The organism is Citrobacter freundii complex sp. CFNIH9 (assembly GCF_002903305.1).
Classification (GTDB): domain Bacteria; phylum Pseudomonadota; class Gammaproteobacteria; order Enterobacterales; family Enterobacteriaceae; genus Citrobacter; species Citrobacter portucalensis.
In genome coordinates this window covers 474,655-500,709 of sequence record NZ_CP026238.1, presented here as the reverse complement: position 1 = coordinate 500,709, position 26,055 = coordinate 474,655, and the positions used below count along the sequence as shown (strand labels likewise).

Annotated in this window: 33 protein-coding genes and 1 pseudogene; 8 read left to right on the top strand and 26 right to left on the bottom strand. The window is 51.8% G+C overall.

Translation table 11 applies throughout. The features are described from left to right. Positions 1–10: 10 nt before the first annotated feature. From rpsC to rpsJ, 8 genes are read right to left on the bottom strand one after another with little or no spacing between them, the layout of a single operon-like run. The gene (gene rpsC, locus C2U43_RS02475; RefSeq protein ID WP_000529945.1) at positions 11–712 is read right to left on the bottom strand and encodes a 30S ribosomal protein S3; all 702 of its coding nucleotides are present in this window, start codon (positions 710–712) and stop codon (positions 11–13) included. Between the two features lie 17 nt (positions 713–729). Next, the gene (rplV, locus tag C2U43_RS02470; protein ID WP_000448832.1) at positions 730–1,062 is read right to left on the bottom strand and encodes a 50S ribosomal protein L22; all 333 of its coding nucleotides are present in this window, start codon (positions 1,060–1,062) and stop codon (positions 730–732) included. Positions 1,063–1,076: 14 nt separating this feature from the next. Beyond that, complete coding sequence (rpsS, locus tag C2U43_RS02465; RefSeq protein WP_001138115.1) at positions 1,077–1,355, bottom strand: 30S ribosomal protein S19; 279 nt, start codon at positions 1,353–1,355, stop codon at positions 1,077–1,079. A gap of 16 nt (positions 1,356–1,371) precedes the next feature. After that, positions 1,372–2,193, bottom strand: a complete 822-nt coding sequence (gene rplB, locus C2U43_RS02460) for a 50S ribosomal protein L2 (protein ID WP_000301869.1) — start codon at positions 2,191–2,193, stop codon at positions 1,372–1,374. Positions 2,194–2,210: 17 nt separating this feature from the next. Further along, a complete protein-coding gene (gene rplW, locus C2U43_RS02455; RefSeq protein WP_000617546.1) occupies positions 2,211–2,513 on the bottom strand; it encodes a 50S ribosomal protein L23 in 303 nt (100 codons plus the stop codon). Then, entirely contained in the window at positions 2,510–3,115 is a 606-nt protein-coding gene (rplD, locus tag C2U43_RS02450) for a 50S ribosomal protein L4 (protein WP_003031119.1), read from the bottom strand. Before rplD ends, rplW begins: the two co-directional genes overlap by 4 nt. A 10-nt stretch (positions 3,116–3,125) precedes the next feature. Beyond that, positions 3,126–3,755: a 50S ribosomal protein L3 gene (gene rplC, locus C2U43_RS02445; RefSeq protein ID WP_103284652.1), complete on the bottom strand. Its 630-nt coding sequence runs from the start codon at positions 3,753–3,755 to the stop codon at positions 3,126–3,128. Between the two features lie 32 nt (positions 3,756–3,787). Further along, on the bottom strand, positions 3,788–4,099 hold the full coding sequence (rpsJ, locus tag C2U43_RS02440) for a 30S ribosomal protein S10 (protein WP_001181005.1): 312 nt from the start codon (positions 4,097–4,099) through the stop codon (positions 3,788–3,790). 379 nt (positions 4,100–4,478) lie between these two features. Here rpsJ and C2U43_RS02435 point away from each other — a divergent pair, with 379 nt between their 5' ends. After that, complete coding sequence (locus tag C2U43_RS02435) at positions 4,479–4,946, top strand: prepilin peptidase (protein ID WP_032945174.1); 468 nt, start codon at positions 4,479–4,481, stop codon at positions 4,944–4,946. On the opposite strand, the gene bfr is transcribed toward C2U43_RS02435, so the two are convergent. From bfr to fkpA, 11 genes are all read right to left on the bottom strand, one after another. Next, a complete protein-coding gene (bfr, locus tag C2U43_RS02430; protein WP_003827773.1) occupies positions 4,943–5,419 on the bottom strand; it encodes a bacterioferritin in 477 nt (158 codons plus the stop codon). The two genes, C2U43_RS02435 and bfr, sit on opposite strands and share 4 nt — an antisense overlap. Positions 5,420–5,490: 71 nt before the next feature. Next, entirely contained in the window at positions 5,491–5,685 is a 195-nt protein-coding gene (gene bfd / locus C2U43_RS02425; protein ID WP_003031111.1) for a bacterioferritin-associated ferredoxin, read from the bottom strand. Between the two features lie 185 nt (positions 5,686–5,870). Next, on the bottom strand, positions 5,871–7,055 hold the full coding sequence (gene tuf / locus C2U43_RS02415) for an elongation factor Tu (RefSeq protein WP_003031109.1): 1,185 nt from the start codon (positions 7,053–7,055) through the stop codon (positions 5,871–5,873). Between the two features lie 69 nt (positions 7,056–7,124). After that, complete coding sequence (gene fusA / locus C2U43_RS02410; protein WP_003023659.1) at positions 7,125–9,239, bottom strand: elongation factor G; 2,115 nt, start codon at positions 9,237–9,239, stop codon at positions 7,125–7,127. Between the two features lie 96 nt (positions 9,240–9,335). Then, positions 9,336–9,806 carry a 30S ribosomal protein S7 gene (rpsG, locus tag C2U43_RS02405; protein WP_003023657.1) on the bottom strand — a complete coding sequence of 157 codons (471 nt, stop codon included), beginning with the start codon at positions 9,804–9,806 and terminating at the stop codon, positions 9,336–9,338. 95 nt (positions 9,807–9,901) lie between these two features. After that, positions 9,902–10,276 carry a 30S ribosomal protein S12 gene (gene rpsL / locus C2U43_RS02400; protein WP_003023654.1) on the bottom strand — a complete coding sequence of 125 codons (375 nt, stop codon included), beginning with the start codon at positions 10,274–10,276 and terminating at the stop codon, positions 9,902–9,904. Positions 10,277–10,401: 125 nt separating this feature from the next. After that, positions 10,402–10,689 carry a sulfurtransferase complex subunit TusB gene (gene tusB, locus C2U43_RS02395; RefSeq protein WP_103284651.1) on the bottom strand — a complete coding sequence of 96 codons (288 nt, stop codon included), beginning with the start codon at positions 10,687–10,689 and terminating at the stop codon, positions 10,402–10,404. Between the two features lie 7 nt (positions 10,690–10,696). Continuing rightward, a complete protein-coding gene (tusC, locus tag C2U43_RS02390) occupies positions 10,697–11,056 on the bottom strand; it encodes a sulfurtransferase complex subunit TusC (protein ID WP_003827771.1) in 360 nt (119 codons plus the stop codon). Next, entirely contained in the window at positions 11,056–11,442 is a 387-nt protein-coding gene (gene tusD, locus C2U43_RS02385; protein ID WP_057067137.1) for a sulfurtransferase complex subunit TusD, read from the bottom strand. Before tusD ends, tusC begins: the two co-directional genes overlap by 1 nt. Next, positions 11,442–12,164: a helix-turn-helix transcriptional regulator gene (locus tag C2U43_RS02380; RefSeq protein ID WP_003023643.1), complete on the bottom strand. Its 723-nt coding sequence runs from the start codon at positions 12,162–12,164 to the stop codon at positions 11,442–11,444. Before C2U43_RS02380 ends, tusD begins: the two co-directional genes overlap by 1 nt. 167 nt (positions 12,165–12,331) lie before the next feature. Continuing rightward, a complete protein-coding gene (gene fkpA, locus C2U43_RS02375) occupies positions 12,332–13,150 on the bottom strand; it encodes an FKBP-type peptidyl-prolyl cis-trans isomerase (RefSeq protein ID WP_003827768.1) in 819 nt (272 codons plus the stop codon). A 232-nt stretch (positions 13,151–13,382) separates the two neighbouring features. On the opposite strand from fkpA, the gene C2U43_RS02370 reads away from it, so the two are divergent. Continuing rightward, positions 13,383–13,601: a protein SlyX gene (locus tag C2U43_RS02370; protein WP_003023639.1), complete on the top strand. Its 219-nt coding sequence runs from the start codon at positions 13,383–13,385 to the stop codon at positions 13,599–13,601. Positions 13,602–13,714: 113 nt separating this feature from the next. On the opposite strand, the gene slyD is transcribed toward C2U43_RS02370, so the two are convergent. The 4 genes from slyD to kefG form a co-directional block, all read right to left on the bottom strand. Next, positions 13,715–14,326 carry a peptidylprolyl isomerase gene (slyD, locus tag C2U43_RS02365; protein ID WP_008786294.1) on the bottom strand — a complete coding sequence of 204 codons (612 nt, stop codon included), beginning with the start codon at positions 14,324–14,326 and terminating at the stop codon, positions 13,715–13,717. Between the two features lie 94 nt (positions 14,327–14,420). Then, positions 14,421–14,621, bottom strand: coding sequence for a YheV family putative zinc ribbon protein (locus tag C2U43_RS02360; RefSeq protein WP_003023632.1), 201 nt, complete (start codon positions 14,619–14,621; stop codon positions 14,421–14,423). 9 nt (positions 14,622–14,630) lie between these two features. Then, the gene (gene kefB / locus C2U43_RS02355) at positions 14,631–16,436 is read right to left on the bottom strand and encodes a glutathione-regulated potassium-efflux system protein KefB (protein ID WP_003827759.1); all 1,806 of its coding nucleotides are present in this window, start codon (positions 16,434–16,436) and stop codon (positions 14,631–14,633) included. Next, a complete protein-coding gene (kefG, locus tag C2U43_RS02350; protein ID WP_003023629.1) occupies positions 16,436–16,987 on the bottom strand; it encodes a glutathione-regulated potassium-efflux system ancillary protein KefG in 552 nt (183 codons plus the stop codon). Before kefG ends, kefB begins: the two co-directional genes overlap by 1 nt. Positions 16,988–17,119: 132 nt before the next feature. On the opposite strand from kefG, the gene C2U43_RS02340 reads away from it, so the two are divergent. After that, entirely contained in the window at positions 17,120–19,021 is a 1,902-nt protein-coding gene (locus C2U43_RS02340; RefSeq protein ID WP_003827754.1) for an ABC transporter ATP-binding protein, read from the top strand. Positions 19,022–19,073: 52 nt separating this feature from the next. Here C2U43_RS02340 and C2U43_RS02335 read toward each other — a convergent pair whose 3' ends face one another. Both C2U43_RS02335 and prs read right to left on the bottom strand, forming a co-directional pair. After that, complete coding sequence (locus C2U43_RS02335; RefSeq protein WP_103284650.1) at positions 19,074–20,564, bottom strand: nicotinate phosphoribosyltransferase; 1,491 nt, start codon at positions 20,562–20,564, stop codon at positions 19,074–19,076. Between the two features lie 14 nt (positions 20,565–20,578). After that, positions 20,579–21,439 carry a ribose-phosphate diphosphokinase gene (prs, locus tag C2U43_RS02330; RefSeq protein ID WP_008786297.1) on the bottom strand — a complete coding sequence of 287 codons (861 nt, stop codon included), beginning with the start codon at positions 21,437–21,439 and terminating at the stop codon, positions 20,579–20,581. Between the two features lie 191 nt (positions 21,440–21,630). Here prs and C2U43_RS02325 point away from each other — a divergent pair, with 191 nt between their 5' ends. From C2U43_RS02325 to C2U43_RS02310, 4 genes and pseudogenes are all read left to right on the top strand, one after another. Further along, complete coding sequence (locus C2U43_RS02325; protein ID WP_008786298.1) at positions 21,631–22,350, top strand: NUDIX domain-containing protein; 720 nt, start codon at positions 21,631–21,633, stop codon at positions 22,348–22,350. A gap of 35 nt (positions 22,351–22,385) precedes the next feature. Beyond that, a pseudogene (locus C2U43_RS02320) lies at positions 22,386–23,454 on the top strand (hydrolase). Continuing rightward, a complete protein-coding gene (locus C2U43_RS02315) occupies positions 23,451–23,669 on the top strand; it encodes a YheU family protein (RefSeq protein WP_003023615.1) in 219 nt (72 codons plus the stop codon). Before C2U43_RS02320 ends, C2U43_RS02315 begins: the two are co-directional and overlap by 4 nt. A gap of 53 nt (positions 23,670–23,722) precedes the next feature. Next, complete coding sequence (locus tag C2U43_RS02310) at positions 23,723–24,592, top strand: phosphoribulokinase (RefSeq protein WP_008786301.1); 870 nt, start codon at positions 23,723–23,725, stop codon at positions 24,590–24,592. A gap of 93 nt (positions 24,593–24,685) precedes the next feature. On the opposite strand, the gene C2U43_RS02305 is transcribed toward C2U43_RS02310, so the two are convergent. Then, positions 24,686–25,093, bottom strand: coding sequence for an OsmC family protein (locus tag C2U43_RS02305; protein ID WP_003827750.1), 408 nt, complete (start codon positions 25,091–25,093; stop codon positions 24,686–24,688). A gap of 308 nt (positions 25,094–25,401) precedes the next feature. Between C2U43_RS02305 and crp the strand changes: the two genes are divergently transcribed. After that, positions 25,402–26,034, top strand: a complete 633-nt coding sequence (gene crp / locus C2U43_RS02290; protein ID WP_000242758.1) for a cAMP-activated global transcriptional regulator CRP — start codon at positions 25,402–25,404, stop codon at positions 26,032–26,034. Positions 26,035–26,055 lie beyond the last annotated feature (21 nt).

The following is a 26,055-nucleotide window of genomic DNA, read 5'->3' as shown; positions in this document are numbered from 1 at the left end:
GCGACGCTCCTTATTTACGGCCTTTACGCTGCTGCTTTTTAGGTTGCGCAGCCGGTTTTTCCGGTTGTTCAACAGCAGCCATACCACCCAGGATCTCGCCTTTGAAGATCCACACTTTAACGCCGATTACACCGTAAGTGGTGTGCGCTTCAGAGGTGTTGTAGTCGATGTCAGCACGCAGAGTGTGCAGAGGTACGCGACCTTCGCGGTACCATTCGGTACGTGCGATTTCCGCGCCGCCCAGACGGCCGCTAACTTCAACTTTGATACCTTTAGCGCCCAGACGCATTGCGTTCTGTACAGCACGCTTCATAGCACGACGGAACATAACACGACGTTCCAGCTGAGAAGTGATGCTGTCAGCAACCAATTTTGCGTCCAGTTCAGGCTTACGCACTTCGGCGATATTGATCTGAGCAGGAACGCCAGCAATATCCGCTACGACTTTGCGCAGTTTTTCTACGTCTTCGCCTTTCTTACCGATAACGATACCCGGGCGAGCGGTGTGAATGGTCACACGGATGCTCTTAGCCGGACGCTCGATAACGATACGAGATACAGACGCTTTCGCCAGTTCCTTAGTCAGGTACTGACGTACTTTAAAATCGCTGTCCAGGTTGTCAGCGAATTCTTTGGTGTTCGCAAACCAGGTTGAGTTCCATGGTTTTACAATACCCAGGCGAATACCATTAGGATGTACTTTCTGACCCATTGCTAGTCTCCAGAGTCTCAGCGATCGGACACAACCACAGTAATGTGGCTGGTGCGCTTCAGGATGCGATCTGCACGACCTTTTGCACGCGGCATAATGCGCTTCATGCTCGGGCCTTCGTCTACGAAAATTTTCGTAACTTTCAGATCGTCAATGTCAGCGCCATCGTTGTGTTCAGCGTTAGCAATGGCAGATTCCAGGACTTTCTTAACCAGTACAGCCGCTTTCTTATTGGTGTAGGTCAGAATATCCAGAGCCTGCGACACTTTCTTACCGCGAATCAGGTCTGCAACAAGGCGAACCTTCTGAGCAGAAGAACGAGCATGGCGATGTTGAGCTAAAGTTTCCATCTCTTCCTCCTACCTTATTTCTTCTTCGCTTTTTTATCAGCAGCGTGGCCGCGATAAGTACGAGTCGGTGCGAATTCACCCAGTTTGTGACCGACCATTTCGTCGGAAACAAATACCGGAACGTGCTGACGACCATTATGGACAGCGATGGTCAAACCGATCATGTTAGGAAAGATCGTTGAACGACGGGACCAAGTGCGCAGGGGCTTCTTGTCTCCGCTTTCCACCGCTTTCTCTACCTTCTTCAGCAAGTGCAGGTCAATAAAAGGACCTTTCTTGAGAGAACGTGGCATGGCTTATCCTCTAAAATTATTTGCTACGGCGACGTACGATGAATTTATCAGTACGCTTGTTGCTGCGGGTCTTCTTACCTTTGGTCTGAACGCCCCACGGAGTTACCGGGTGCTTACCAAAGTTACGACCTTCACCACCACCATGTGGGTGGTCGACTGGGTTCATCGCAGTACCGCGAACGGTAGGACGAACACCACGCCAGCGTGCAGCACCTGCTTTACCCAGAACGCGCAGCATATGCTCAGCATTGCCAACTTCGCCCAGAGTTGCACGGCAGTCTGCTTCGACTTTACGCATTTCACCAGAACGCAGACGCAGGGTGACATAAGCACCATCACGAGCAACGATCTGAACGTAAGTACCAGCGGAACGTGCCAGCTGACCGCCTTTACCTGGTTTCATTTCTACGTTATGAACGGTAGAACCAACCGGGATATTGCGCATCGGCAGGGTGTTACCTGCTTTGATTGCAGCATCAACGCCAGACTGAATCTGGTCGCCAGCTTTCAGGCCTTTAGGGGCCAGGATGTAACGGCGTTCACCGTCTTTGTACAGAACCAGCGCGATGTTCGCGGAGCGGTTCGGATCGTACTCAAGACGTTCAACAACTGCCGGGATACCGTCTTTGTTGCGTTTGAAGTCAACAATACGATAAGCCTGCTTGTGACCACCACCGATGTGACGAGTGGTGATGCGGCCATTGTTGTTACGACCACCGGATTTGCTGTTTTTTTCAACCAGCGGAGCAAAAGGTTTGCCCTTGTGCAGCTCTGGGTTGACCACTTTAACAACGTGGCGACGACCCGGAGATGTCGGTTTACATTTAACAACTGCCATTGTATTACTCCTCCGACTTACTCAGCGCCGCCGACGAAGTCCAGATTCTGGCCTTCCTTCAGGGTGACGTAAGCTTTTTTCCAGTCGCTACGACGACCGATACGCTGTCCGTGACGTTTAACTTTCCCTTTAACTACCAGGGTGTTAACGACTTCGACTTCGACTTCAAACAGTTTCTGCACAGCAGCTTTGATTTCTGCTTTGGTCGCGTCTTTAGCAACTTTGAGAACGATGGTGTTAGTTTTTTCCATCGCAGTAGACGCTTTTTCAGAAACGTGCGGTGCGCGCAGCACTTTCAGCAGACGTTCTTCACGAATCATGCCAGCATCTCCTCAACTTGCTTAACAGCATCAGCAGTCATTACGACTTTGTCGAAGGCGATCAGGCTAACCGGGTCGATACCAGTTGCATCGCGTACGTCAACCTTGTGCAGGTTGCGCGCAGCCAGGAACAGGTTTTCGTCCAGCTCACCGGTGATGATCAGCACATCTTCCAGAGCCATGTCTTTCAGTTTCTGTGCCAGCAGCTTAGTTTTAGGCGCTTCTACAGAGAATGATTCGACAACGATCAGACGATCCTGACGTACCAGTTCGGACAGAATGCTTTTCAGCGCGCCGCGGTACATCTTTTTGTTAACTTTTTGACTGTGGTCCTGTGGACGAGCAGCGAAGGTCACGCCACCTGAACGCCAGATCGGGCTCTTGATAGAACCTGAACGCGCACGGCCGGTACCTTTCTGGCGCCACGGCTTTTTGCCTGAACCAGTTACTTCAGCACGAGTCTTCTGAGCACGAGTACCCTGACGAGCACCAGCTGCATAAGCAACAACAACCTGGTGAACCAGCGCTTCGTTGAAATCACGACCGAAGGTAGTTTCGGAAACAGTCAGCGCGCTCTGCGCGTCTTTCAATACTAATTCCATTGCTATCCCCTTACGCCTTCACAGCTGGTTTAACGATCAGGTCGCAACCGGTCGCACCCGGAACACCACCTTTAACCAGCAGCAGGTTGCGCTCAGCGTCAACACGTACTACGTCCAGGCTCTGAACGGTTACACGTTCGTTGCCCAGCTGACCTGCCATTTTCTTGCCTTTGAACACTTTGCCCGGAGTCTGGTTCTGACCGATAGAACCCGGAACGCGGTGAGACAAGGAGTTACCGTGAGTAGCGTCCTGGGTACGGAAGTTCCAGCGCTTAACGGTACCAGCGAAACCTTTACCTTTAGAGGTACCGGTTATGTCAACTTTTTTAACGTCAGCAAACAGTTCAACGCTAATGTTCTGACCAACGGTGTATTCTTCACCATCTGCCAGACGGAATTCCCACAGGCCGCGGCCAGCTTCTACGCCAGCTTTAGCAAAGTGGCCAGCTTCCGGCTTAGTTACACGGTTAGCTTTTTTAGCACCGGTGGTAACCTGAACAGCGCGATAGCCATCGTTAGCCAGATCTTTAACCTGAGTAACGCGGTTTGCTTCAACTTCGATAACGGTTACTGGGATAGATACGCCATCTTCAGTGAAGATGCGGGTCATACCCACTTTTTTACCGACTAAACCAATCATTGTATCAACCTCTCAATCGCTCGATGACCTGATTAACCCAGGCTGATCTGCACGTCTACACCGGCAGCCAGGTCCAGACGCATCAGAGCATCAACGGTTTTTTCAGTTGGCTCAACGATGTCAACCAGACGCTTGTGAGTACGGATCTCGTACTGATCACGCGCGTCTTTGTTGACGTGCGGGGAGATCAGAACGGTGAAACGCTCTTTGCGGGTCGGCAGCGGGATCGGACCACGAACCTGCGCACCAGTGCGCTTGGCAGTCTCGACGATTTCCGCGGTTGATTGATCGATCAGACGATGATCAAACGCTTTCAAACGGATACGGATTCTTTGGTTCTGCATGAGACCAGAGCTCCAATTATTTTATAGACGAAATAGTTACTCCTCAAACCCATTACGATTGATGGGAGAGTGTAACCGTTCTTACAGAGTTCCCCGATTGGGAACATTGTCTGGTATTGCTTTCGCAGTACCGGTGGCTCATATCGAACCGCTGTCAATATTAGACAAGCCAGCGCATTATACGTAAATCTCAGTCTTAAGCAAGTGCCGCGTAGAAATTAATCACTCGTTCACCAATGCGGCGCTCCTTCCATTCTGATTGTAAGTCCTGTGATGCAACGCGTTTTCCGTGGAAGAGAGCATCCATAACCCACATCCCGGGCTTGTAGGGCCGCCGGGTTTACCTGAAGGTAAACTCTTTACCAGATAAGGCTTGCCCATGTACATCGACCTCCCCTTTCTGTTGATTTATGTTTCGCTATCAGGGTTGCTCTTAGTCCATGACCTACGTACCGGGTTGCTGCCCGACAAATTTACCTGCCCTCTTTTGTGGGGCGGTCTTATTTATCATCAATGCTGCAGACCTGCACAGTTATCCGACGCGCTTTGGGGGGCCGTAGCGGGCTATGGGGTATTTGCTTTGTTCTACTGGGGGTATCGTTTGATATGCCGACAGGAAGGATTAGGCTTTGGCGACGTCAAATTTCTTGCCGCGCTAGGCGCATGGCATCGCTGGGAATCATTACCACTTTTGGTTTTACTTGCCGCGGGCATGGCATGTTGCCTTACCGGGATTTCCTGCGTCCGTTACGGGAAACAGGTACTAAAAAACCCGCTGCCATTTGGGCCATATCTGGCGGCTGCGGGTTTTGTTATTGGCCTGGTAAGTATGATACAGGGCGGTTAGTCACTGACTTTAATTTGCGATTGCAGATAATTTTGTAAGCCAAGTTTTGCAATCAGGTCCAGCTCGGTTTCGAGCCAGTCAATATGCCCTTCTTCTTCAGTCAGGATCTCAATCATCATATCCCGGCTGACATAATCATGAACGCTATCGGCATAGGCAATGGCTTCACGTAAGTCTTTAGCACCATCGAGTTCGAGTCGAAGATCGGATTGCAGCATCTCTTCAACGTCTTCGCCAATACCCAACTTGCCAAGATCCTGCAAGTTAGGGATCCCTTCTAAGAATAAAATACGCTCGATATATTTATCAGCGTGTTTCATCTCATCGATAGATTCATGGTACTCAACATCATTGAGGCGAGTCAGTCCCCAGTTTTTAAACATACGAGCATGGAGAAAATACTGGTTGATCGCGACAAGCTCATTTCCCAATAGTTTATTGAGATAATTTATGATTTTAACATCACCTTTCATTTTATAGTCCCTCCGCTTCCATTCTTAGAGCGTAGATGGGGCTACAGGGATGTCAAAAAAAAGAGTGTGACTTAGGCGATCTCTTTAAATTCTGGCATTTGTGTTAATTCATCCTGCATGACCTCGCGGGCAGCACGAATGCATTTACCGCATTGATTTCCAACAGGAATAAATTTACGTAATTGCTGAAAGGACTGAGGATGAAACTGGCGAACAGCCTGACGTATTTTTTTATCACTTATCGCATTACACAAACAAACGTACATGATCGCTCCCGTTCAATTTCTGCGCAAAGTGTAAATGAGAATAGTTATGATTACAATAGCACAACGCGATTTACGCGGCGGGAGAATGAATAAAAAATGCGAATAAATATGACAACGACTAAATTGCAGGTAGCAAAAAGGGCGCCGAAGCGCCCTTTTTAAGCTCAAAGCTAATTAATCAATAATTAGCTCATTACTTTAGCAACAACGCCCGCACCAACAGTACGGCCGCCTTCACGGATTGCGAAACGCAGACCGTCGTCCATCGCGATCGGGTGGATCAGGGTAACAACCATTTTGATGTTGTCGCCCGGCATTACCATCTCTACGCCTTCTGGCAGTTCGATGGTACCAGTCACGTCAGTAGTACGGAAGTAGAACTGCGGACGGTAGCCTTTGAAGAACGGAGTATGACGGCCGCCTTCGTCTTTGGACAGAATGTACACTTCAGATTCGAACTTGGTGTGCGGCTTGATAGAGCCCGGCTTAGCCAGTACCTGACCACGTTCGATTTCTTCACGTTTGATACCACGCAGCAGAACACCAACGTTCTCACCAGCACGGCCTTCGTCCAGCAGTTTGCGGAACATTTCAACGCCAGTACAGGTAGACTTAGCAGTCTCTTTGATACCAACGATTTCAACTTCTTCACCAACTTTGATGATACCGCGCTCTACACGACCGGTAACAACGGTACCACGACCGGAGATGGAGAATACGTCTTCGATAGGCAGCAGGAACGGCTTGTCAATCGCACGCTCTGGTTCTGGGATGTAAGAATCCAGGAAGCCAGCCAGTTCGATGATTTTCGCTTCCCACTCTGCTTCGCCTTCCAGCGCTTTCAGAGCAGAACCACGAACGATCGGAGTGTCGTCGCCCGGGAAATCGTACTGAGACAGAAGTTCACGAACTTCCATTTCTACCAGTTCCAGCAGCTCTTCGTCATCAACCATGTCGCATTTGTTCAGGAACACGATGATGTACGGAACGCCTACCTGACGACCCAGCAGGATGTGCTCACGAGTCTGCGGCATCGGGCCGTCAGTCGCAGCAACAACCAGGATCGCGCCGTCCATCTGCGCAGCACCGGTGATCATGTTTTTAACATAGTCGGCGTGGCCCGGGCAGTCTACGTGTGCGTAGTGGCGAGTCGGGGTGTCATATTCAACGTGAGAAGTGTTGATGGTGATACCACGAGCTTTTTCTTCCGGCGCGTTATCGATCTGGTCGAATGCACGAGCAGCACCGCCGTAGGTTTTAGCCAGTACGGTAGTGATTGCAGCGGTCAGGGTAGTTTTACCGTGGTCAACGTGGCCGATGGTGCCGACGTTAACGTGCGGTTTTGTACGTTCAAATTTTTCTTTAGACACGGCTATATTCCTTACTATAGTGCTCTCCCCTATGGAGAGAGCACGGGACTTAGGTTTTAATCCTGTGGATTATTTACCACGGGCTTCAATAACGGCCTGAGCAACGTTGTTCGGCGCATCGTCGTACTTCAGGAACTCCATGGAGTAAGAAGCACGGCCTTTGGTCAGAGAACGCAGCTGGGTTGCATATCCGAACATTTCAGACAGCGGAACTTCAGCATGGATAACAACGCCAGTGACGTTGGATTCCTGACCACGAAGCATACCACGACGGCGGCTCAAGTCACCGATTACGTCACCGGTGTTCTCTTCCGGAGTCTCTACTTCAACCTTCATGATAGGCTCAAGCAGAACTGGTTTCGCTTTCTTAAAGCCATCTTTGAAGGCGATAGAAGCGGCCAGTTTAAACGCCAGCTCAGAGGAGTCAACGTCATGGTAAGAACCGAAGTGCAGACGCACGCCCAGATCAACAACCGGGTAACCAGCCAGCGGGCCAGATTTCAGCTGTTCCTGGATGCCTTTATCAACGGCCGGGATGTATTCGCCAGGAATTACACCACCTTTGATGTCGTTGATGAACTCGTAGCCTTTCGGGTTTGAACCCGGCTCCAGCGGGTACATGTCGATAACAACATGACCGTACTGACCGCGACCACCAGACTGCTTAGCGTGTTTACCTTCGATATCGGTAACTTTCGCGCGAATCGCTTCACGGTAAGCAACCTGAGGTTTACCGACGTTCGCTTCAACGTTGAATTCACGCTTCATACGGTCAACGATGATGTCGAGGTGCAGCTCACCCATACCAGCGATAATGGTCTGGTTAGATTCTTCGTCAGTCCATACGCGGAATGACGGGTCTTCTTTAGCCAGACGGCCCAGAGCCAGACCCATTTTTTCCTGGTCAGCTTTGGTTTTCGGTTCTACCGCGATGGAAATTACCGGCTCAGGGAATTCCATACGTTCCAGAATGATCGGGTGATCCGGGTCACACAGAGTGTCACCAGTGGTCACGTCTTTCAGACCGATTGCAGCAGCGATATCGCCCGCGCGAACTTCTTTGATCTCTTCACGTTTGTTAGCGTGCATCTGTACGATACGGCCGAAACGTTCACGTGCAGTTTTCACGGAGTTCAGGATGGTGTCACCGGAGTTAACCACACCAGAGTACACGCGGAAGAAGGTCAGGTTACCCACGAACGGGTCAGTAGCGATTTTGAATGCCAGAGCAGCAAACGGCTCGTCATCGCTAGCATGACGCTCAGCAGGAGTATCTTTACCGTCGTCCAGAATACCGTTGATCGCAGGTACGTCTACTGGGGATGGCAGGTAATCAATTACCGCATCCAGCATCGCCTGAACACCTTTGTTCTTGAACGCAGAACCACAGGTTACCAGGATGATTTCGTTGTTCAGAACGCGCTGACGCAGAGCTTTTTTGATCTCTTCTTCAGTCAGTTCTTCACCACCCAGGTATTTCTCCATCAGCTCTTCTGAAGCTTCTGCAGCGGACTCGATCAGGTTCTGGTGCCATTCTTCAGCCAGTTCCTGCATGTCAGCCGGGATATCTTCATAAGTGAAGGTTACGCCTGCATCTTCTTCGTTCCAGTTGATGGCTTTCATTTTCACCAGGTCAACAACACCGGTGAACGCTTCTTCAGCGCCAATTGCCAGCTGCAGCGGAACAGGGTTCGCGCCCAGACGGGTTTTGATCTGACCAACAACTTTCAGGAAGTTCGCACCCATACGGTCCATTTTGTTAACGAACGCAATGCGCGGAACTTTATATTTGTTTGCCTGACGCCATACGGTTTCAGACTGAGGCTGAACACCACCAACTGCGCAGTAAACCATTACTGCACCATCAAGCACACGCATGGAACGTTCTACTTCGATAGTGAAGTCAACGTGCCCCGGGGTGTCGATGATGTTTACGCGATGCGGTTCATACTGCTTAGCCATACCAGACCAGAATGCAGTAGTCGCTGCGGAGGTGATAGTAATACCACGTTCCTGCTCCTGCTCCATCCAGTCCATGGTGGCTGCGCCGTCATGAACTTCACCGATTTTATGGTTTACACCGGTGTAGAACAGAATACGTTCGGTAGTAGTGGTTTTACCGGCGTCGATGTGCGCACTGATACCGATGTTACGGTAGCGCGCGATGGGTGTTGTACGAGCCATTTGATTCCTCGTTTATCTTTTAGGCGTTCAATTTAAGTAGCCCAAAGCGGGCTGCTTACTAGAAGCGCCCGCCTGGTGACTAAAACTCCGAAGGGATTACCAACGGTAGTGTGCGAACGCCTTGTTGGCTTCTGCCATACGGTGAACGTCTTCACGTTTCTTAACTGCAGTACCTTTGTTTTCTGCAGCATCAGAAAGTTCGTTCGCCAGGCGCAGAGCCATGGATTTATCACCGCGTTTACGAGCAGCTTCAACGATCCAACGCATTGCCAGAGCATTACGACGGACCGGACGGACTTCAACTGGTACCTGATAAGTAGAACCACCAACGCGGCGAGACTTAACTTCGACAGTCGGGCGCACGTTTTCGAGAGCTACTTCGAAAGCTTCCAGTTCGTTTTTACCAGAACGCTGAGCCAGGGTCTCCAGCGCGCTGTATACGATAGTTTCGGCAGTAGATTTTTTACCATCTACCATCAGGATATTTACAAATTTAGCCAGCAGTTCTGATCCGAACTTCGGATCCGGCAGAATTTTACGCTGACCAATGACGCGACGACGTGGCATGGAAATACTCCGTTGTTAATTCAGGATTGTCCAAAACTCTAAGAGTTTAGTTTGACATTAATATAAAACGTTTGGCCTTACTTAACGGAGAACCATTAAGCCTTAGGACGTTTCACGCCATACTTGGAGCGTGATTGCTTACGGTCTTTAACGCCGGAGCAGTCAAGCGCACCACGAACGGTGTGGTAACGAACACCCGGGAGGTCTTTTACACGACCGCCACGGATCAGGATCACGGAGTGCTCCTGCAGGTTGTGACCTTCACCACCGATGTAGGAAGTCACTTCAAAACCGTTAGTCAGACGAACACGGCAAACTTTACGCAGTGCGGAGTTCGGTTTTTTAGGAGTGGTAGTATATACACGAGTACATACGCCACGTTTCTGCGGGCATGCTTCCAGCGCAGGCACGTTGCTTTTTGCAACTTTGCGTGCACGTGGTTTGCGTACCAGCTGGTTAACTGTTGCCATTAAATAGCTCCTGGTTTTAGCTTTTGCTTCGTAAACACGTAATAAAACGACCTCATACAATATGAGGACGCAGAATTTTAGGTCGGTGTCGAAAAGGTGTCAAGAAATATACAACGATCCCACAATTACCAGGACATCTGGCTGGGATGCTTCACCGTAAGTCTGACGAAGTCAGTATAGCTAACCCTGACGACACTGTCTGAAATTTGACCACTCAAACCGCGAGCCTTAATGTCTTCTTCCAGTACATAGACCTTAATGGAGGCATTTTGCAGACTTTCAAGGAAACGGCTGCCTTCGATTGCCGCCGTCACACCATCCTGGAGCAATAAAAGCTCATCGTCTTTATCTAGCAGGCGAAGAAGAGAGGAGAAATCGGTAAGCCACGCGGAGCGATGTAGTGTGTGCAGCATGAGAGTCTCAAAACCTTAAAATGACGTCAAAGTTGCCTAACTCACGGCGTAAATCTTCCGGTTCAAGCGCTGTCGCATCGACCACAAAATTAACCCCCTGCTGAAGGCCCCGCTCGCGTAATGAGGCGGCGCACAGCCAACATTGATCGATATCGTACAACCCTAACAGCTTGAAGGTTGCGATATAGTCTCGCGCCAGCACGGCATCCGGTTGTTGTCCCTGGAGGATTTGAAAGACGCCATCGCCGATAAAAAACACGCCGAGGTCTTCCGTTAATGCAGATGTCGCCAGCAATGCATCTAACCCTTCACGACCAGATGCGCTGCCGTGCGGCACGGTAGAAAAAACAAAAGCAACACGTTTCATCAGAACTGCACCACGCGATCGCAGGTCAGGGATGCCTCAGCCAGCGATCCAAGTCCGCTGAGGTTAAAACCTGATTGTAAATTAGCCCCTGCCAGTCCCAGCCGCTTTGCCTCAGTTTCATCAACAATGCCGCGACGCAACGCCGCCGCCACGCAGATATTCAGCGTTACACCATGCTGTTGGTTCAGCTGTTGCCAGGCCCGCACCAGATCATATTCATCACTGGCGGGTGAAGTCAGTAAGTTGGCGTTATATACACCTTCTCGATAGAAAAAAACGCTGCATAACTCATGCCCTTCTTCGAGAAGCGCATGAGCAAATTGCAACGCGCTGCTCGCCTGCTGCGTGCCATAAGCAGGCCCTGTCACCATGATGGCAAAACGCATTACTTGTCTTGCCCCTGGAAATCGCCGCTTTTGAACTGACGAATATAGAGGTAGACCGTATGTTTGGAGATGTTCAGCCGATCGGCGACCTGATTGATTGCATCTTTAATATCGAAGATGCCTTTCTCATATAAATTCAGGACGATCTGGCGGTTCTTCGCGTTGTTGGAAACATTGCGATCGGCATTCACTTCTTCGATCGTGAATTCCAGCGTCTGGGTAACCAGATCTTCCACCGAAGAAGCGAAGTTGACGGCAGAGCCCACTTCCGGGGTTTCCGGTGGGATAAAGGTATTCATTATCTGCGAGAAAGGAACATCAAGGTTCATGTTGATGCACAGCAGACCAATCACGCGATGCTCACGGTTGCGAATGGCAATCGTCACCGACTTCATCAAGACACCGCTTTTCGCACGTGTGAAGTAACACTTCGACACGCTGCTATCCGCACCCGTCATATCATGCAGCATACGCAACGCAAGGTCAGTAATCGGTGAGCCAATTTTACGGCCCGTGTGTTCACCGTTAGCAATGCGGATGGCCGAGCATTTCAAATCCTGCAAAGAGTGCAATACGATTTCACAATGGGAACCAATGAGCATCGCCAACCCGTCCACTACCGCTTCGTAGGATTTGAGGATATCGAAGTCGGTTTGATCGAAAGGACGTTGATCCAGCAAATCTAGCTCACTGGTTTCGTTGGTTAAAAGCGACCTGGACATGAAAAAAAGCACTCCTTTTCAGGAGCCTGTCGTTATGTTGTCAGGGCAGGCTCATCACTATTATAGGGGCATCTAAAGTAATACAGCGCACAAGGCGCTTTCCAGTATTAATTATATCCTGTCGATAATAAAAAACCGCCGCCCTGTGGGCGGCGGTTTCTGTTAGCTTATTTTTTGCTGCTGTCGGCAGCTTTATCTGCCGGTGCAGCATCTGGCTGCGCGTCAGCTTTCGGTGCCGGTTTGATGTCTAACAGTTCAACATCAAATACCAGCGTAGAGTTGGCCGGAATACCCGGGACGCCCGTTTTGCCGTAAGCCAGATCCGGTGGGATAACCAGCTGGATTTTGCCGCCTTTCTTGATGTTTTTCAGGCCTTCAGTCCAGCCAGGGATGACACCGTCAAGACGGAAAGACAGCGGTTCACCACGGGTGTAGGAGTTATCAAACTCTTTACCATCGATCAGCGTACCTTTGTAGTTAACTACCACGGTATCGCTGTCTTTCGGTGCAGCGCCAGTACCTTCTTTCTCTACTTTGTAGACCAGGCCAGTAGAAGAGGTTTTAACGCCTTTCTCTTTAGCAAATTTCTCGCGGTAAACTTTACCTTTGGCTTCGTTGTCAGCCGCGTCTTTTTCCATTTTCGCCTGAGCGGAGCTCTTCACGCGCGCTTCAAACGCCTGCAGAGTTTGTTCGATTTCCTGGTCAGACAGTTTGCTCTTGTCTGCAAACGCATCCTGAACACCAGCGATCAGCTGATCTTTATCCAGTTTGATGCCCAGTTTTTCCTGCTCTTTCAGAGAGTTTTCCATATAACGACCCAGGGACGCGCCCAGCGCGTAAGCGGCTTTTTGGTCGTCATTCTTGAATGCTGCTTTGCTGTCAGCAGTAGCGGCTGGTTTCGCAGCATCAGCAGCGAAGGTGATCGGGGCATGCAGAGCAACAGCCATTGTGGTCGCCAGCAGCGTTACTTTAAACAGTGATTTCATCCATATCTCCAGGGCCGGGGCATCTCACCCCAGGGTTAGCTAACATAAAAATGTACTATAAAGCGTTGCAGAACAAATCAACATACAGGCACGCCCTATTATCACCACTTTTCAGACTCTTTTTGTTTAAATTAGTTTCGTTACCGAAGATTGAGTGCTGTGCAAACAAGCAAAGTTAAGTAGAATTCGCCGCAGTCCGCGATCTGCCGGAGAAAAAAGAAAGAGGTGAATCATGCAGGATACAACAATGGAAACTCGCCTGGCTGAACTGGAAAGTCGCCTGGCATTTCAGGAGATCACCATTGAAGAGCTCAACGTGACGGTGACCGCGCATGAACTGGAAATGGCCAAACTGCGCGACCATCTGCGTCTGCTGACGGAAAAGCTCAAAGCAACGCAACCGTCCCACATTGCGTCGCAGTCTGAAGAGACCCCGCCGCCACATTATTGAGACGTAAAAAAAGCGGGGATATCCCCGCTTTTTTGTGCCGGATGACGACGTAAACGTCTTATCCAGCCTACGGTAGGCCTGATAAGCGTAGCGCCATCAGGCAATCATACCGATCAGTGGCAACCGCAGCCGCCGCCGTTACCTTTACCGCCACCGCCGCAGCAGCCTTCGCCGCCGTGCTCGTGACCATGGTCGTGACCGTGGCCGTGACCACCGCAGCAACCGTCATGACCGTGGTCATGATCGTGGTCGTGACCGTGCGCACCGTGAACGTGGCCGTGAGCCAGTTCTTCTTCGGTCGCTTCGCGGATAGCAACAACTTCTACGTTGAATTTCAGATTCTGGCCAGCCAGCATGTGGTTACCGTCAACCACAACGTGGTCGTCTTCCACTTCGGTAATTTCTACCGGTACTGGACCCTGGTCAGTTTCAGCCAGGAAACGCATGCCAACCTGCAGTTCGTCAACGCCCATGAAGACGTCTTTAGGAACGCGCTGCACCAGGTTTTCGTCGTACTGACCGTATGCGTCGTTTGCGCCAACAGCAACATCGAATTTGTCGCCAACTTCATGACCGTCCAGCGCTGTTTCCAGGCCAGAAATCAGGGAACCGTGACCATGCAGGTAGTCCAGCGGTGCACTCACCGGAGACTCATCAACCAACACACCGTCTTCTGTACGTACCTGATAGGCCAGGCTGACCACCAGGTCCTTTGCTACTTTCATGATATCTCCTGAGCATGGAAAGAATAGTGGCGCAGATTGTAGCGGAATTCTGCACCCGTGTACCCTCTAGCTTAAAAAAAGCTGCGCCATATCGCTAGTCCGGATGAAAAATCCCGATCACTTGCTCTTCTTTGCGAACGTGCTCGCGCGCCTCTTTATCTGCTTCCCGCATCTGATGACCGCACTTAACACACTCAACAATATCGATATTATTTTCGCGCCACATCGCCAGCGTATCCTGCGACTGGCAGGACGGACATTTTGCACCTGCGATAAAACGTTTACGAATTGCCATGGTTATCCTCTACTCAAATTCATCCCAGCCATCCAGCTGACGTCGCTCTTGCTGCATCTCTCGTTGGAAAATTTCCTCCAGCTCACGCCGGGCTTCCCTGGCTCGAGAGATTTGTACCGTATCTGTATGCATGGGGATCAGTTCCCGCAGCATGCGCATATCCAGCCGCCGAAAATGCAGCTGAGCACGCTGAGCCTGGTGCGGATGCATTCCCAGTGTAACCAGCGTTTTACGCCCCAACTCCAGCGCACTGGAGAACGTTTCGCGGGAAAACTGCGTCACACCAGCCTGTAATAACTCATGTGCCTCTACACGTCCGCGCGCTCGCGCAAGAATATGCAAATGCGGAAAATACTGTTGGCACAGTTCCACCAGTTTCATAGTGTCTTCAGGCTCATTACAGGTAATAACAATAGACTGAGCCGCCTCTGCCCCTGCGGAGCGCAACAGTTCCACCTGCGTGGCATCACCGTAATAAACCTTATAGCCATATTTACGCATCAGATTCACCGCGCTGATATCCCGCTCCAGAACGGTAATGCGCATTTTATTGGCCATCAACAGGCGACCAATAACCTGACCAAAACGCCCAAACCCCACCACAATCACCTGCGGTTTATCATCTTCCACCCAGGGTTTTTCATCTTCCTCATCCGTGCCGTTAAACTGGCGGGATAGCCATTTATCAATCAACTTCATCACCAGCGGCGTGGTCATCATCGACAGCGTGACGGTCACCAGCAACAACGCCATTTGGTCGCCCTGAAACAGCCGTTGCGAGGATGCCGTTGAAAACAGCACGAAAGCGAATTCACCACCCTGACTTAAAACCCCGGCAAATTGCATCCGTTCAGAGCTTCTCATGCCGTTAAGACGTGCCAGCACATACAGCACCAGCATTTTTACGACCACCAGCACGATCACGCTCGCTGCCACCCACAGAATATGGGTGTAGAGCACACCGAGGTTGAGCGACATGCCAACTGAGATAAAAAACAGCCCGAGCAACAGGCCTTTAAACGGATCGATTGCCGTTTCCAGCTCATGTCGGTATTCGCTTTCCGCCAGCAGCACGCCCGCGATAAACGTTCCCAGCGCCATTGACAGCCCCAGCGCATCCATAAATAAAGCAGAACCCAGCACCAACAGCAGCGTGGCAGCGGTGAACACTTCCCGCACGCCAGAATCCGCAATAAAGCGGAAAACCGGACGCAGCAAATAGCGACCGCCAATCAGCATGCCGGCAAAGGCCAGCACCTTCATTCCCACTTTGATCCAGTCAAAATGTTCGTCAGCAGAACCCGCCAGCAGCGGAACCAGTGCCAGCGCGGGGATCACCGCCAGATCCTGAAACAGCAGCACCGAAAAACCCAGTTGTCCGGATTCACTGCGGTTCATGCCTTTTTCGCGCATCAACTGTAGCGCCATAGCGGTCGATGACATCGCCAGACCAATGCCGCCAACCACTGCCGCCTGCCAGGAGAACGCAGTGAGCATCAATAATCCGGCCAGCACCACCGCGCTCAGCATCACCTGCGCGGCACCGACGCCAAAAATTGAACGCCGCAGTTGCCACAGTTTGGCGGGATTAAGTTCCAGCCCAATGATGAACATCAGAAAGACTACGCCCAGCTCGGAAAAATGCAGGATTTCATCCACATCGCTGATAAATCCTAATCCCCACGGGCCGATAGCAATACCCGCCAGCAAGTAACCCAGCACCGGACCGATACCCAGCTTTGAGGCCAGGGGAACTGCAGCCACCGCCGCGAAGAGGAACAACACTCCCGCTGTCAATAAATCAGAACCTTCCATTAGCGGCCTCCCACAGGGATCGGATTCGCCAGCCAGTCACCATACGCTTTCGCATGGCTGTCCAGCTCCTGCTTCGTTTGCCGTCTGGCCCAGTAAACGATAATTGGGCTCATCCAGTGCATGCGGCACATACCGGCCGTTAGCTCGAAAGGGCGCAGCACATCGCTCATTGGATAACGGTTTAGCGCGTCATAGCGATAGGCACTTTCCGGTTCTCCGGTAGTGATAACGCTACGCCAGTACTTTCCCGCCAGTTGATTCCCTCCGGGACCGCTGGCAAATCCGCGGCTCAGTACGCGGTCAAGCCATTCCTTTAACAGCGCCGGACAGCTATAGGTATAGAGTGGGTGCTGAAAAACAATCACATCATGCTCACGCAGCAGCGCCTGTTCATGCGGAATATCGATAAAAAAATCAGGATAGTGCGCGTAAAGGTCGTGCACGGTAACATTGCTGAGCTGCATGGCCGGTTTAAGCAGAACACGGTTCGCGACCGAGTCCTGAGATTCCGGATGGGCATACAGCAGCAAGACTTTCGCTGGCTGGAACATCATCCCCCTCCCGGTTTTGTCTTTTGTCTATTTTCGACGTTTTGGGCTACCATTGCGCCTCGGTGCGGCAAACGGCCCGCACATTACATTATCATAATGATAAATTAACATAGTCTGAACATACGGCGCCTTATGATTGTTTTCTCATCGTTACAAATTCGTCGCGGCGTGCGCGTCTTGCTGGACAATGCCACGGCCACCATTAATCCAGGGCAGAAGGTTGGCCTGGTGGGTAAAAATGGCTGCGGTAAATCTACCCTTCTGGCATTGCTGAAAAATGAACTCAGCGCCGACGCTGGAGGATTTACCTATCCGGGAAACTGGCAGCTCGCGTGGGTGAATCAGGAAACGCCTGCGTTGCCACAGCCCGCGCTGGAGTATGTCATTGACGGCGACCGCGAGTATCGTCAACTGGAAGCGCAGTTGAACGACGCCAACGAACGTAACGATGGACATGCCATTGCCACCGTCCATGGCAAGCTGGATGCCATCGACGCCTGGACCGTGCGCTCACGCGCCGCCAGCCTGCTGCATGGCCTCGGCTTCTCCAACGAACAGCTTGAGCGCCCGGTCAGCGACTTCTCCGGTGGCTGGCGTATGCGTCTCAACCTGGCCCAGGCGCTGATTTGCCGTTCAGACCTACTGCTGCTCGATGAACCCACCAACCACCTCGATCTCGACGCGGTGATCTGGCTGGAAAGATGGCTGAAAAGCTATCAGGGCACGCTGATTTTGATCTCCCACGATCGCGACTTCCTCGATCCGGTGGTGGATAAAATTATTCATATCGAACAGCAAACCATGTTCGAGTACACCGGCAACTACAGCGCGTTTGAAATCCAGCGTGCGACCCGCCTCGCACAGCAACAGGCAATGTACGAAAGCCAGCAGGAGCGCGTGGCGCATCTGCAAAGCTATATCGATCGTTTCCGCGCTAAAGCAACGAAAGCGAAGCAGGCACAGAGCCGTATCAAAATGCTGGAACGTATGGAGCTGATTGCCCCAGCGCACGTGGACAACCCGTTCCACTTCAGCTTCCGTGAGCCGGAAAGCCTGCCAAACCCGCTGCTGAAGATGGAAAAGGTTAGCGCTGGCTACGGCGATCGCGTCATTCTCGATTCGATCAAACTGAATCTGGTGCCGGGTTCCCGCATCGGCCTGCTCGGTCGCAACGGCGCGGGTAAATCGACGCTGATTAAGCTGCTGGCCGGCGAACTGGCCCCAATCAGCGGTGAGATTGGCCTGGCGAAAGGCATCAAACTGGGCTACTTCGCGCAGCACCAGCTGGAGTTTTTACGCGCCGATGAATCACCCATTCAGCATCTGGCACGCATGGCGCCGCAGGAACTGGAGCAGAAACTGCGTGACTACCTGGGTGGATTCGGCTTCCAGGGCGATAAAGTCAGCGAAGAGACACGCCGCTTCTCCGGTGGCGAAAAAGCGCGTCTGGTACTGGCGTTGATCGTCTGGCAGCGCCCTAACCTGCTGCTGCTCGATGAACCAACCAACCACCTGGACCTGGATATGCGTCAGGCGCTGACCGAGGCGCTGATCGATTTTGAAGGCGCGCTGGTTGTCGTCTCGCACGACCGTCACCTGATCCGCTCCACCACCGACGACCTCTATCTGGTACACGACAAGAAAGTCGAGCCGTTTGATGGCGATCTGGAGGATTATCAGCAGTGGCTGAGCGATGTCCAGAAACAGGAAAACCAGGGCGACGAACCGGCGAAAGAGAGCGTTAACAGCGCCCAGGCGCGTAAAGACCAGAAGCGCCGCGAAGCGGAACTGCGCTCCCTGACGCAACCGCTGCGTAAAGAGATTACCCGTCTGGAAAAAGAGATGGAGAAACTGCACGCACAGCTGGCGCAGGCGGAAGAAAAACTCGGCGACAGCGAACTGTACGACCAAAGTCGCAAAGCCGAACTTACCGCCTGTTTGCAGCAGCAGGCCAGTGCGAAATCCGGGCTGGAAGAGTGTGAAATGGCCTGGCTGGAGGCTCAGGAACAGCTTGAGCAGATGCTGGCCGAGTAGTCATCATTGCCGGATCCGACGCCAACACGTCTCATCCGGCATTTTTGTTGAATTATCCCTGTGTCGCCAGACGCTGGCGGATTTCTTCGAAATGCTCGCGGTTAAACAGCTTGCCGTTGAGAAAACGAGTTTTCAGCTCCCCTTCCTGCTCTTGCTCCCAGGTCTGTTCGTCATGCAGGCATAAATCACCTGCTTCATTCCTCGTCACACGCAGCAAACCACGGGCAGAGCGTTTTAAGCCATTATCAGTTTTCGGTTCTTTAAAAATCGTCCGGCCTTTACCGTCGACTTCTCCCCACGTCGCTTTCATCGCAAAACCAAAGGTGTCACGTGTGTTGTATTGATAAGTAAAAGAACCAACGCCAAACACGACGTTTGAACTGGCAAATCCTTTCGCTTCCAGACGACGCAGGATCTCATTCGCTCGCTCAAGGGTGATGGAGTCGCCATAAATCAGTCCGACATGCGGGTCGAGCACCTTGTAACCTTTGGCGTTAATCGTGCCGCCAAAAATCTCCCACAGCACTTCCACAGACCCTTTCTCCTGAGCGGAACGATCGCTGCTTGTATCGTCATCTTCGCCAGTACCACACAGGATCTCCACCGGGTTGCCGCTATCCGGACGGAATACCACCCGACCTTCACGCGCCAGAATGATGTTCTTCAGTTCGCGGGTATATTCCGTCAGCACCTGCCAGTAGTCCCAGGTATCAGAGACTATCGATACAAATCCTTGCGGGTAGAGATCGGCAATCAGGCGGCGGAAGGTTTCAATTTCATGCTCGCGCTCACCCATACACATCACGCTGTGTTCGGTAGCCGGAATGCTGGCGCCGATAAAATAGGGCTCGCCGTCGGTGTAGTAATCGCGAGCGTACAGCAGAGATGGAATACTGTCGGTCCCTTTAAAGCTTAACAAATGCCCACTGCCCGCCTGCATGGTGTCCTGTAATCCGGACATACCGCGAAATGAAAAGTCATGGCACTGGAAGTCAAGGTGCGTCAGGTCGCTACAGGTTTGCTCTGCCCAGCGAGCGCAGATTTTGCGGTAGTGGTGAGCTATCGTGGCATTTGTTGACGCCTTCCACAGCTCCGCCGACAGCACGGTCTCCAGGTAATTCACCAGCCAGAAAAACTCGGGTTGGGTGTTGATGATAGTTAAAACCGGTACCGCCATCGGGACTTTGCTGCCTTCATCCAGCGCCTTAATGTGCAGCGGCAGATAGCCCAACTGATGCAGTGCACGAATATGGTCCACCGCCACCGCATCTTTGCCCAGATAGCTGTCCATGACCTGTTTGTATTCGCTGACCACCTCGTCTTCCGGGCGGGCAAAGAACGCCTCATTAAACAGGTCGACTAAAAACCACTGCATAAAACCCTGCAGGCCGAAGAATACCAGTTTGCCATCCGCCAACGGCGAGGAGAAAAAGCGATCGCTGCGCGGGGTAAAGTTGGAATACACGCGATGGGTACCCTGCGGATACTGTACGCGATGAGAAACTTTGTAGCCGTCGATAGCCAGAATCGGGTTCATTTTCATAATCAGTCTCTCCCTCAGGCGCGGTAAATCGCGTCAATATCGATAAGCTCAAGCTGCGGATGTACCAACGCTGGGGCAGCTAAAGAGGTGGTGGTGTAGATAGCGTCAATACCGTTTGCAAACAGGTGATCAACGCCCTTAGAAAAGATACCGTGGGTGACATACAGGCTGACACTGCGGGCGCCAGCATCACGTAATACTTGTGCAGAGCCTATAAACGTACCGCCTGCGTCACACAGATCGTCAACAATCAGTAGATCCCTACCCCTGACGTCTCCGGCCAATAACGCAAATCCCGTCAGGCTGCCGCTTGCCACATCACGTTTTTTGCTCAGGATGGCGTACTGCTCCACACCGGCTACTCTGGCTACAGCATCAATCTTCTTCAGCGATCCCGCATCGGGAGCAACCAGCATCAGCGCGTTTTGCTGAAACAGCCGCGATAATGACGCGCTTTGCATCAGGCAGACCTCCTGGGGGATCGCCACAAAGTTGTCGATTGCAGCCGCCGCCGCATCGCTGTGCGGGTCGAGCACGTTAACCTTGTCAAATTTCAACGTATTAAGCTGACTGGCGAAGACTTTCAACGCAAAGCTGTCACCCGATACCATATGTCTGTCCTGACGCGCCCACGGCAGCCAGGGAAGGTCGAGATGGCTGACCAGTACATCGGTCTGATGACGTACCGCCTCAACCAGTTGCGCCAGCAGCATAAAATCGTTCATATCGCGCATAGCCGTGGCACGGATGCGCATCAGGCGAGCAAAGGTTGGCAACGCATCGGTGACTTTTAACCAGACAGCACCATCAGGAAAAACACCGCTGGCAACGGCATAGGTCTGGTCGTCCAAAGTTAGTGTCAATTTTATGTTCATCGCGCTCACCCCTTAATTGTGTCCCTTCGACACAATTAATAATGTCCCTGTGACACATATTAAGCAAGCATAAAATGAATTATTTTTAAGCCGTGAGCTAATCCACTGATAAGCAATGAGAAAAAACGAACCTTGCCCCCCGGTGTCGGGCTGGTACACTTGTCAGCGTTACAAATCATCGTGAGTACCTTATGACCACCGAAGCCGACTACCTGAATCAGTACGATGCCAGCCGCTTCCCTTCACCTCTGGTGACGGTAGATAGCGTGTTATTTACACTGCATCAGCAGGCGCTGTGCGTATTACTGGTCGAGCGGGCAAACCAGCCGCAAAAAGGGCGTTGGGGATTACCCGGCGGCTTTATTGATATCGAAAACGATGATTCAACCCGCGCCACCGCGCTGCGCAAACTCACCGAAAAAACAGGCGTTTCGCCTTCGTGGCTGGAACAACTGGATACCTTTTCCGGCCCTGATCGTGACCCGCGCGGCTGGAGCCTGACGGTCACCTGGTTTGCACTAATCGCCTGGGTAGACTGCGCGCCCCATATCGCCAGCGTCAGTAATGCCCGTTGGGTGCCGGTTGATGAACTGAAAAACTATTCACTCGCGTTTGATCACGAGAAAATCATTACCGCGGCGCTACACCGCTTACGGCAAAAAACGATGTACTCGCTCCTGCCCGTATACTGCTTGCCGGAAACATTTACCCATGGGCAACTGCTCGAAGCCACTGAGGTGATCCTCGGCCAGTCGATCCAGCGTAAAAGTCTGATTCGTCGCTTTGAAGCGTCAGGAATGTTTGAAGATACCGGAGAAAGCGTGGCGACAGGGACGCGTAAAGCCCGCCTGTGGCGACGTAAACCCAACGTCGATTTTCATCTTTTCTCGCGTAACCTGCTGACTGACTAGCGACAAAATCACATATTGGCTAACCCGCACGCGCTGTGCGCGGTATAGTTATTCTTTCCGATTATTAATTGCTCCGGTGTTATGGTTGAAATCACGTCCACAGAAATGACCCCACCTACCGACGATTCGCGAGAATTCCGCCCGATGCGCGGTATCAGTAACCGCCATCTGCAGACGATGCTGCCGCGTTTAATTCGCCGCAAGGTGAAGTTCGACGCCCACTGGCAGCGTCTGGAATTGCCTGACGGTGATTTCGTCGATCTGGCGTGGAGCGAAGATCCGCAACAGGCGAAACACAAACCGCGCCTGGTGGTTTTTCACGGTCTGGAAGGCAGTCTGAACAGCCCCTACGCACATGGCCTGATTGAAGCAGCACAAAAGCGCGGCTGGCTGGGTGTGGTAATGCATTTTCGCGGTTGCAGCGGCGAACCCAATCGTCTGAACCGTATTTATCACTCCGGTGAAACAGAAGATGGTACCTGGTTTTTACACTGGCTGGAGCGTGAGTTCGGTCGCGTACCGACCTCGGCGGTAGGTTATTCACTCGGTGGAAACATGCTGGCTTGCCTGCTGGCAAAAGAAGGCAACGATATTCCGATAGATGCGGCGGTTATCGTTTCTGCACCTTTCGTGCTGGAAGCCTGTAGCTACCATATGGACAAGGGCTTCTCCCGGGTCTACCAGCGCTACCTGCTCAATCTGTTGAAAGCCAATGCCTCACGGAAGCTTGAAGCTTATCCAGGTTCGCTGCCGGTGAGTCTGGCCCAGTTGAAATCTTTGCGCCGCATTCGCGATTTTGACGATCTAATCACCGCCAAAATTCACGGTTTCGCCGATGCTATAGACTATTACCGCCAGTGCAGCGCCATGCCGTTGCTCAATCGGATCGCCAAACCAACGCTGATTATCCATGCGAAAGACGATCCGTTTATGGATCATCATGTGATCCCGAAACCGGAAAATCTGCCCTCACAGGTGGAGTACCAGCTTACTGAACACGGCGGCCACGTCGGATTTATAGGTGGCACGGTGCGCCGTCCTGAGATGTGGCTGGAATCAAGAATCCCGGACTGGCTGACAACGTATCTGGAGGCGTCATCATGATTATCCCCTGGCAAGATATCTCCCCGGACGCGCTGGACAATTTGATTGAAAGCTTTGTCTTGCGCGAAGGCACCGATTATGGTGAACATGAACGCTCGCTCGAACAAAAAGTCGCCGACGTCAAACGCCAACTACAATCAGGTGAAGCCGTGCTGGTGTGGTCTGAACTGCATGAAACGGTCAACATTATGCCGAGGAAGCAGATTCACGAGTAATCCGTAGCCGCCGGCCGACTTTACTATAATTACAACCATTTCATGGAGTTGTTATGTCTGCCAAACATCCGGTGATTGCGGTAACAGGATCCAGCGGCGCGGGGACCACCACCACCAGCCTCGCGTTTCGTAAAATTTTCGCGCAGTTAAATCTGCGCGCCGCCGAGGTGGAAGGTGACAGTTTTCATCGCTATACCCGTCCGGAAATGGACATGGCGATTCGCAAAGCGCGCGATGCCGGGCGGCATATCAGCTATTTTGGCCCCGAAGCTAATGACTTCGGCTTGCTGGAACAAACCTTCATCGAATACGGTCAGACGGGCAAAGGCCAGTCGCGAAAATATCTGCACACTTACGATGAAGCCGTACCGTGGAACCAGGTTCCGGGGACATTCACGCCCTGGCAGCCGCTACCTGAACCGACGGATGTACTGTTCTACGAAGGGCTGCACGGCGGTGTCGTCACCCCACAGCAAAACGTGGCCCGGCATGTCGATCTGCTGGTTGGCGTGGTGCCGATCGTAAACCTGGAATGGATCCAGAAGCTGACCCGCGATACCAGCGAGCGTGGACATTCGCGTGAAGCGGTGATGGACTCGGTGGTACGTTCAATGGACGATTACATCAATTACATCACACCGCAGTTTTCCCGGACGCATATTAACTTCCAGCGCGTACCGACCGTCGATACCTCCAATCCCTTTGCCGCTAAGAGCATTCCATCACTGGATGAAAGCTTTGTCGTGATTCATTTTCGTAACCTGGAAGGGATCGATTATCCCTGGTTACTGGCCATGCTGCAGGGCTCATTCATTTCCCATATCAATACGTTAGTCGTACCTGGCGGCAAGATGGGTCTGGCGATGGAATTGATTATGCTGCCGCTGGTACAGCGACTGATGGAAGGTAAGAAGATCGAGTGATGTGGTCTTTTGCCGGATGGTGGTTGATGCCTTATCCGGCCTACGCGTTTATATCCTGTAGGCCTGATAAGTGTAACGCCATCAGGCATGGCATCACGCAGCAGCAACCACTTCATAGGAATGGGTAATGTTCACCGCCTTTTCCAGCATCAACGCCACGGAGCAGTATTTTTCCGCTGAAAGATCGACGGCGCGGGAGACAGACGCATCTTTCAGATCGTTACCCGTTACGATGAAATGCAGGTTGATGTGGGTAAACAGGCGCGGCGCTTCATCACGACGCTCTGAAGTCAGCTTCACTTCGCAGTTGGTCACATCCTGACGACCCTTTTGCAGGATCGATACCACATCAATTGCGCTACAACCGCCAGCAGCCATTAATACCATTTCCATCGGGCTCGGCGCTTTATCACCGGAGTTACCGTCCATCAAAATTTGGTGGCCAGAGGCGGACTCACCGAGGAAGGTTAACCCCTCAACCCACTTTACACGCGCTTGCATATTTCGTAACTCCAATGTTTCAATTTTCCTGACAGATTACGCGCACATAACAATTCTCGCAACGGAAGGCGACCTGCGTCATGCTGAAGCGAGACACCAGGAGACACACGGCGAAAGCTATGCTAAAACAGACGGGATGCTACAGTAATACATTGACGTACTGCATGTATGCAGAGGACATCACATTACAGGCTGCAGTATATTTTTGACAGCCCCTTTCCCAGGTAGCGGGAAGCATATTTTTGCAAACCCAGAGGCAGCGTCGTTTTCTGGCTCTGGAGACAGCTTATAACAGAGGATAACCGCGCATGGTGCTTGGCAAACCGCAAACAGACCCGACTCTCGAATGGTTCTTGTCTCATTGCCATATTCATAAGTACCCATCGAAGAGCACGCTGATTCACCAGGGTGAAAAAGCGGAAACGTTGTATTACATCGTTAAAGGCTCCGTGGCAGTGCTGATCAAAGATGAAGAAGGGAAAGAAATGATCCTTTCTTATCTGAATCAGGGCGATTTTATTGGTGAATTAGGCCTCTTCGAAGAAGGTCAGGAACGTAGCGCCTGGGTACGTGCCAAAACCGCATGTGAAGTCGCTGAAATTTCCTACAAAAAATTTCGCCAATTAATCCAGGTCAACCCGGATATTCTGATGCGCCTGTCTTCTCAGATGGCTCGTCGTCTGCAGGTCACGTCTGAAAAAGTGGGCAACCTTGCCTTCCTCGACGTAACCGGTCGTATCGCGCAGACTCTGCTGAATCTGGCGAAACAGCCTGATGCGATGACCCACCCGGACGGCATGCAGATTAAAATCACCCGTCAGGAAATCGGCCAGATCGTTGGCTGCTCCCGTGAGACCGTCGGTCGTATTCTGAAGATGCTGGAAGATCAGAACCTGATCTCCGCACACGGTAAGACCATCGTCGTCTACGGCACGCGTTAACCCCATCGAAGTGGCGCGTTA

Bases quoted from the DNA above. Each gene is read 5' to 3' on its own strand.
- C2U43_RS02370 (WP_003023639.1), top strand. From the start codon at position 13,383: ATGCAGGATACAACAATGGAAACTCGCCTGGCTGAACTGGAAAGTCGC.
- C2U43_RS02325 (WP_008786298.1), top strand. From the start codon at position 21,631: ATGACCACCGAAGCCGACTACCTGAATCAGTACGATGCCAGCCGCTTC.
- slyD (WP_008786294.1), bottom strand. From the start codon at position 14,326: ATGAAAGTAGCAAAGGACCTGGTGGTCAGCCTGGCCTATCAGGTACGT.
- kefB (WP_003827759.1), bottom strand. From the start codon at position 16,436: ATGGAAGGTTCTGATTTATTGACAGCGGGAGTGTTGTTCCTCTTCGCG.
- C2U43_RS02340 (WP_003827754.1), top strand. From the start codon at position 17,120: ATGATTGTTTTCTCATCGTTACAAATTCGTCGCGGCGTGCGCGTCTTG.
- rpsL (WP_003023654.1), bottom strand. From the start codon at position 10,276: ATGGCAACAGTTAACCAGCTGGTACGCAAACCACGTGCACGCAAAGTT.
- bfr (WP_003827773.1), bottom strand. From the start codon at position 5,419: ATGAAAGGTGATGTTAAAATCATAAATTATCTCAATAAACTATTGGGA.
- C2U43_RS02435 (WP_032945174.1), top strand. From the start codon at position 4,479: ATGTACATCGACCTCCCCTTTCTGTTGATTTATGTTTCGCTATCAGGG.
- fkpA (WP_003827768.1), bottom strand. From the start codon at position 13,150: ATGAAATCACTGTTTAAAGTAACGCTGCTGGCGACCACAATGGCTGTT.
- crp (WP_000242758.1), top strand. From the start codon at position 25,402: ATGGTGCTTGGCAAACCGCAAACAGACCCGACTCTCGAATGGTTCTTG.
- tusC (WP_003827771.1), bottom strand. From the start codon at position 11,056: ATGAAACGTGTTGCTTTTGTTTTTTCTACCGTGCCGCACGGCAGCGCA.
- tusD (WP_057067137.1), bottom strand. From the start codon at position 11,442: ATGCGTTTTGCCATCATGGTGACAGGGCCTGCTTATGGCACGCAGCAG.
- C2U43_RS02380 (WP_003023643.1), bottom strand. From the start codon at position 12,164: ATGTCCAGGTCGCTTTTAACCAACGAAACCAGTGAGCTAGATTTGCTG.
- rpsG (WP_003023657.1), bottom strand. From the start codon at position 9,806: ATGCCACGTCGTCGCGTCATTGGTCAGCGTAAAATTCTGCCGGATCCG.
- C2U43_RS02315 (WP_003023615.1), top strand. From the start codon at position 23,451: ATGATTATCCCCTGGCAAGATATCTCCCCGGACGCGCTGGACAATTTG.
- prs (WP_008786297.1), bottom strand. From the start codon at position 21,439: ATGAACATAAAATTGACACTAACTTTGGACGACCAGACCTATGCCGTT.
- C2U43_RS02335 (WP_103284650.1), bottom strand. From the start codon at position 20,564: ATGAAAATGAACCCGATTCTGGCTATCGACGGCTACAAAGTTTCTCAT.
- bfd (WP_003031111.1), bottom strand. From the start codon at position 5,685: ATGTACGTTTGTTTGTGTAATGCGATAAGTGATAAAAAAATACGTCAG.
- rplB (WP_000301869.1), bottom strand. From the start codon at position 2,193: ATGGCAGTTGTTAAATGTAAACCGACATCTCCGGGTCGTCGCCACGTT.
- tusB (WP_103284651.1), bottom strand. From the start codon at position 10,689: ATGCTGCACACACTACATCGCTCCGCGTGGCTTACCGATTTCTCCTCT.
- C2U43_RS02310 (WP_008786301.1), top strand. From the start codon at position 23,723: ATGTCTGCCAAACATCCGGTGATTGCGGTAACAGGATCCAGCGGCGCG.
- rplD (WP_003031119.1), bottom strand. From the start codon at position 3,115: ATGGAATTAGTATTGAAAGACGCGCAGAGCGCGCTGACTGTTTCCGAA.
- rplW (WP_000617546.1), bottom strand. From the start codon at position 2,513: ATGATTCGTGAAGAACGTCTGCTGAAAGTGCTGCGCGCACCGCACGTT.
- rpsS (WP_001138115.1), bottom strand. From the start codon at position 1,355: ATGCCACGTTCTCTCAAGAAAGGTCCTTTTATTGACCTGCACTTGCTG.
- rpsC (WP_000529945.1), bottom strand. From the start codon at position 712: ATGGGTCAGAAAGTACATCCTAATGGTATTCGCCTGGGTATTGTAAAA.
- rpsJ (WP_001181005.1), bottom strand. From the start codon at position 4,099: ATGCAGAACCAAAGAATCCGTATCCGTTTGAAAGCGTTTGATCATCGT.
- kefG (WP_003023629.1), bottom strand. From the start codon at position 16,987: ATGTTCCAGCCAGCGAAAGTCTTGCTGCTGTATGCCCATCCGGAATCT.
- C2U43_RS02360 (WP_003023632.1), bottom strand. From the start codon at position 14,621: ATGGCAATTCGTAAACGTTTTATCGCAGGTGCAAAATGTCCGTCCTGC.
- C2U43_RS02305 (WP_003827750.1), bottom strand. From the start codon at position 25,093: ATGCAAGCGCGTGTAAAGTGGGTTGAGGGGTTAACCTTCCTCGGTGAG.
- fusA (WP_003023659.1), bottom strand. From the start codon at position 9,239: ATGGCTCGTACAACACCCATCGCGCGCTACCGTAACATCGGTATCAGT.
- rplV (WP_000448832.1), bottom strand. From the start codon at position 1,062: ATGGAAACTTTAGCTCAACATCGCCATGCTCGTTCTTCTGCTCAGAAG.
- rplC (WP_103284652.1), bottom strand. From the start codon at position 3,755: ATGATTGGTTTAGTCGGTAAAAAAGTGGGTATGACCCGCATCTTCACT.